This is a genomic window from Sulfitobacter sp. HI0040 (genome assembly GCF_001634885.1).
Classification (GTDB): domain Bacteria; phylum Pseudomonadota; class Alphaproteobacteria; order Rhodobacterales; family Rhodobacteraceae; genus Sulfitobacter.
Genome location: NZ_LWEX01000517.1, coordinates 1 through 253 on the forward strand (window position 1 = coordinate 1; position 253 = coordinate 253).

Annotated in this window: 1 protein-coding gene; it reads left to right on the forward strand. The window is 55.7% G+C overall.

What is annotated here, in order from left to right; genetic code table 11:
- Positions 1–222, forward strand: a 222-nt coding sequence (locus tag A3728_RS19970; RefSeq protein WP_150120910.1) for a transposase, incomplete at its 5' end; no start/stop codon positions are given.
- Positions 223–253: the final 31 nt, after the last annotated feature.

Here is a 253-nt window from a genome sequence, read left to right on the forward strand (position 1 = left end):
GAAACGTTGAAAGACAGAGGGATACGCGCATGCATCCCCGGCCGAACCCAGCGCAAGAAAACCGTCAAGTACGACAGGCGCCGCTACAAACGTCGCAATCGGATCGAGGTCATGTTTGGAAGGTTGAAGGACTGGCGGCGGGTGGCAACCCGATACGACAGATGCCCGAAGGTCTTCCTGTCAGCTATCGCCCTGGCCGCCCTCGTCATTTACTGGCTATGAGTCCTGACCCTAACTAGCAACAATATTTCTC